The sequence below is a fragment of the Hoylesella timonensis 4401737 = DSM 22865 = JCM 15640 genome (assembly GCF_000455445.1).
GTDB classification, from domain to species: Bacteria; Bacteroidota; Bacteroidia; order Bacteroidales; family Bacteroidaceae; genus Prevotella; species Prevotella timonensis.
This window is the reverse complement of the sequence record NZ_HG417094.1, coordinates 78003-83175: the sequence shown is the minus strand read 5'-3', so window position 1 is coordinate 83175 and position 5173 is coordinate 78003. Positions and strand designations below refer to the sequence as shown.

Here is a 5173-nt window from a genome sequence, read left to right as displayed (position 1 = left end):
AAAATAGACTCCCTTCCTGAGTTTGTCTGATAATGCACATACTAAGAACCAAAAGAGCTGAAGAAACGTTCTTTTTTGTTTCTTCAGCTCTACGTGTAGTAGTCTATAAATTCATTCCAATTATCTGCATATCATGACTTTTCTTGAAGAAGCAACCTTTTATCTATATGCAGGAAAAGACGAAGATTAGATTACATACTTTCCAAAATATTTAACTTACAGCTTAATCGGTGATGACCAGCTTTCTACCCGTCTTGTCGATACTATCTTTCTTAACGACGATGTAAACTCCTGGTGCCAATCCTAACTTGCGGAATGTTCTTTCATTTGACAGACTGACATCTTTCACAAAAGCTCCTGCGAGGTTATAGATAAGGAAATCTCCTGTCAATGTTTCGCTATGAAGGTCAATGCCTGTCTTGATGTCTTCAAACATGGTTGCAGAAGTATTCATCAACACAAATCTGTTCTGGTTCATACTCTTGACATCTGTCGCGAACGAATAAGAGAGCGTGTCGGCATCAAAAGGAGTGATAATCCTTGATTGATAGTCTACCAATTTAAGATTTTCATATTGTTCAAGACCCTTTTTGGTTGCCTTGATGCAATATGTGCCTGGCTCGGAAACTCTCACCGTGATGTTTGCCTTAGTAATATCGTTAGTCGTATTGACTTGCCAGATACCATCTTTCGTTGTAGAATAAATAGCTGTCGGCATCATTTCGCCACCGAGCTTGCTACCATCCCAACCATTGTCAAATCCTTCTGTTGCATTTTCTGATTCACAAAGCCACATTTGGTCGCCAGTTTTCTCACCCAGAAGAACAAGCTTGACAAATCCAGTAGGTTGATTATTTTCCATCTCGTATGCCTTAGCTCTTTGCGGAAGTGATGCTGTCGTCATGACATTATTGTTATAACTCAATTTCACCTCTGTAGGAGTGGTGCTGTAAACGGTTTTGTCTTTCGTATATTTGAGGAGGAAGCCCTGCATAGAAGGAATTTCATTCATGTCAAGTATTGCTGCTATATCGATTGGAACAGCCGTGTAGGTGCCAGCACCTTTTGCATCTTTATTGCTTAGCGTAGCAGTCCAGTCTTTTCCACTTCCTGTATTATAGAGATAAACCGTTTTTTCTAAGTCGTCTGGCATTGTAATCGAACTGATCTTGATTGGCGCAGTAAATGAATTGCCAAACAAATTCTGTCCTAATCCCCATCTAACGAACGACTCTTCGCCAGATGCACCTTCCACCTTGGCAGCCTCGCGGGTGAGTTTCAATGTAACATCGTTATAATTGAGGTAGCCTCGCAGTGGCATTGTTCGCGGTTCGTCACGACGAATGGAATATGCCTTGAATGCATGCATCGTTTCACCTTTTGCCACGTTTCTAAACTTACGGTAAAACATCTTTTTTGCATTGTGCGCCTCATCATAAACATAGAGCCTTGACTTCGGGAATTGTGCTGCCGACATTTCCGCAAACGGTATTCCGAAGAACTGATCCGTCGAATTAATATAAAGCGTTTTTCCGAACGTCGGTGAACCCGTGAGATTATCTTTCCAAGTCTCATTTACTGCCTTGGTAAGTACGTTCATCTGAACTTCCGCATAAATCTTGTCTTTCTCTACTCCTTGATAGCGTGCGACAAATGTTCCGTTTGCCTTGCCATTAGAACCTGCTTCTATTTTTAGACGCACAGGGGCATATTTTCCGTTATTATCTTTCTGATGTTCAAATCCCACAGTTGAGGTTTTTACATATAAAGCGGAGCCCTGAGGAATAACCATGGCCTTTTGGCTTTCATTAACGAGATTTGTTGCAGTGAAATTCAACGGCAGTCTTTCTGTGCCGGTCAGTCGGCAATCGTTCACCGCTGCGTGGCCGTTGTTGTTTTCCTCGGTTGCAAAAACAATGTCTTCCCCTTCTGCAGGAACTTTGTTAGCTGTCCAGTTTGATGCAACGCTGAAGTTGTCACCATTGTTCTCATCGGTGCTTCCCATCCAGTAGTTCTTTTGCTCATTGCGAGTAACAACAAATTTTACCAGTCTTGTTCCTCCCGAAGAACCCGAACATGAGGTGTTGTCGGTAAACTGAGTCCGGATTTCATAAATATATGTTCCTGGCTCCGTGAAAGTAACGTAAATATTATTACCTTTTTGCTTCAATTCGTCCTTTCCGTTCGTGATATCATACCAAGCAACATCGTAAACGTGGTTTGAAACGGGGAGAGAAACTTGCAATGGCTTCATACCATCAGTAATGTCTATATAGACATTATCTTTCACCTCATAACCTGTAGGAGTTTTCACAATGACTTGAGGAAGGTCAGCCGTTGTCAGGTCAACAACCTTTTTCATGTTGCAACTGCCTTCAGATCCATAAACAATTTTAACAGCGTAGATGCCTTTTACAAGATCTTTCCATACCACATTTGCCTGTTCAGTAGAATTCACTGTGTAAGTTTGGATGGCAGATCCTTGTGGGTTTCCGTTTGCATCTGCTTTATAAAGTTCATACGTAGCCGGCATGGTAACTGTCTTTCCACTTTGTAAGGAGACAGATATATTACCTTTCTTCGCATTAACATCACAAGAAGCTCCAGTCACATCAAAAGCATTCACCTCGCTTGGCTTAAAGACAAACTTGTATGACTTTGCCCAATAAGGGTCAGGCTGATCCACAGGCTTCCAAGAAGCGGTGCCATCATTCTTATGGATGTTCATGACCTCATTAATAGCATATGTGCGTTTTTCTTTTGCAATTGCCGAATAAACCTCTTCGTCTCCAGGAGACCATATATCGGCACCGCTAGAAATATAGGGATAATAACTGATGCCGAAATAGACGTCGTCTTTCAAATCACTCGGTTTGTCAGTACTGTAAGTCCAATCGTCGGAAGTAGAGCTTTTAACTTTTTGGGTAACATATCCATACTGCAAAGTTGATCTGGAATACAAAACCTTGTCCTCAGTAGTCCCAAAGTCAAAATTCACCTTGTTGCTTTGGTTATCACAACTGTATTCAACCAAGACTCCCTCGCCAAACCCATGGTCTCTTCTCGGCTTATAAGTCATCAAGTTGTCGTCTTCAATTGTGATCCGGGTGTCGCTTGTTCTTCCGCATTGGTCCTTTAACGTAAACACATAATCACCTGCCGGCAAATCTCCGATATTGTAGTGGCCGTTTGGCTTGGTGAAGTCTATCGTCTGCGGGAAGTTGATTGTTTTTTGATATTCGTGGTCGTCACCAAAATCAGTGATCATAAAGTTCTTCTTGCCATCAGGCCTGTTTACAATCACTTGGAAAGGACCTTCCAAGTTGATAGTAGAGAAAACGATGCCGGCTGTGTTGCCGTGGATACCCAAACTCTTTCTTTGAAATGTCCTGTAGCGCGGTTTTGACGCATAATAAGCCATATCCGGCTTGGGATCACTAAAAATAAATTCGTGTTCAAAATCTGTTAGCGGGTTACCTGTGGAATAAACCATCTTGTACACACCAGGCCCAGGTAAATGGAATGTGAATCTTTTTTCGATATCAAATTGTTCTGTCCACATGGGGACCTCCATCAAGGGCTCGGAAGGATAGGTGTGGTCGGCGTTTCGCTTATAGATTTTTGCATTGCGATGCTCCTCGTCCATAAAATAATAAACACGCTGACCACCCAAAGACTTTCTTCCTTCAAAACTATAACACAATTCATAAGATGTGTCTTTCCATCCACAATCATCTGTCGGTGTTCCATACGTCCATGCTCCGCGCCACAACATATCTCTCACAGTAGTGTCCCAAATACGGAACCACTCTGTTTTTTCTCCCCCACAAAGCCACGTAAATTTAATTTCATAATTCCGATTCTTTTCGAATTTTAAGTTTCCTTTGCCAAAGGGGATTTTAAAGAAATAACGACAATATCCGCTCCAAAATTTAGTGGTATAAGCGGGGGCATATTCCAATGGATACCAATTTCCATCAGCACCTTTAATTTTAACAGTTTCGACCAACTTATCCAATGCTTCCTTCAAGCCTTTCTCGTCATCGCATGATATCTTAAAAGACTTATAGTAGTCGAATGTGTCCTTCCCCGTGCGCTTGACAAAATACATGGTTCCGTCTGAATAGAATTCTGGAGAAACAGAACTGATAGAACCGCTGGAAGCAGATACTTTCCTGCTCTTTACATCGGTCACCTCAACAGTCACATTGTCGCCATCTTCTAAATTGTCGATGACCCAACCCCTATCGGAGGTATTTTCTTTAGTTCTGATGTCGCTTCCTCCTCTATGATGTTTAATGGTTGCTTTATAGCTGAAGGGTTTTGCACCTCCTGCCAACTCAACATTTACATATCCAGGAGATCCGCATGTCACATCCTTTTTTGTCAGGGTTAATTTCGGAGCCGGCGGTTCTGGTAATTCCACCACCTGAATGGCATGCAAATAGGTGTGTCCGCTGCCATCTGTTTGTTGGAAATACACCTTATAGTCGCCTGCCTTGACGTTGTTCCATGTGATTTCCCAAACGTTGGGATTTGTTGATTTTTGTATGAGCACATTGTCCAACAACTGTGTGGTTTCACCCATCACCAATTTGTTTTCATCCGTCGCCAAACGCAATTGCGCCTGTCCGTTGGGAGCTTCGTTGTCTTTGAGCGTAACGGTCAGCGTGATGCTGCTGACTTTGTCTCCTCCCACGTCCACTTTCGACACCTTACTGTTCGAAGGAGTCACGTCCACATATTCAAAAGCCGACATGGGCAAGCAGAAGACCAAGAGCATGAAGATTGTAGATGCGGTTATGTGTAAAAACTGCTTCATCTTTGTCATAAAATTAAATCGAAGTAAAAAATCCGATGTGTTTATGTTTTTTATTATGGAGAAATAAATGATTATTTTTAACTGTCTGTACATAGTGGTCTCCTCCGCTACCTACCACAGCATCATAGCTTGAGCCAACAACCTGTTTAGGGATCGGGCCATTTCCAACTTTGGGAATCTTCATCCCAAACCATTCCGTCTTCATAATCATCGCCTTGCACCTCTGCATCGTTCTGCGAACCAATATTCGGACCGGGCATGTACAAAGGAAGCAATACGATAGATGGCGTTAAATACTTCTTATTGTTCATCTCATTTGCTTTTTAGGGGATATGCCAAACAGGCACACCT

Annotated in this window: 2 protein-coding genes; both read right to left on the bottom strand. The window is 42.2% G+C overall.

Going from position 1 to position 5173, the window contains the following annotated elements; translation table 11 throughout:
* Positions 1 to 223: 223 nt before the first annotated feature.
* Positions 224 to 4822, bottom strand: a complete 4599-nt coding sequence (locus tag BN35_RS06130; protein WP_145992943.1) for a hypothetical protein — start codon at positions 4820 to 4822, stop codon at positions 224 to 226.
* A 146-nt stretch (positions 4823 to 4968) separates the two neighbouring features.
* Positions 4969 to 5133, bottom strand: coding sequence for a hypothetical protein (locus tag BN35_RS13700; RefSeq protein ID WP_154653967.1), 165 nt, complete (start codon positions 5131 to 5133; stop codon positions 4969 to 4971).
* Between the last annotated feature and the right edge of the window lie 40 nt (positions 5134 to 5173).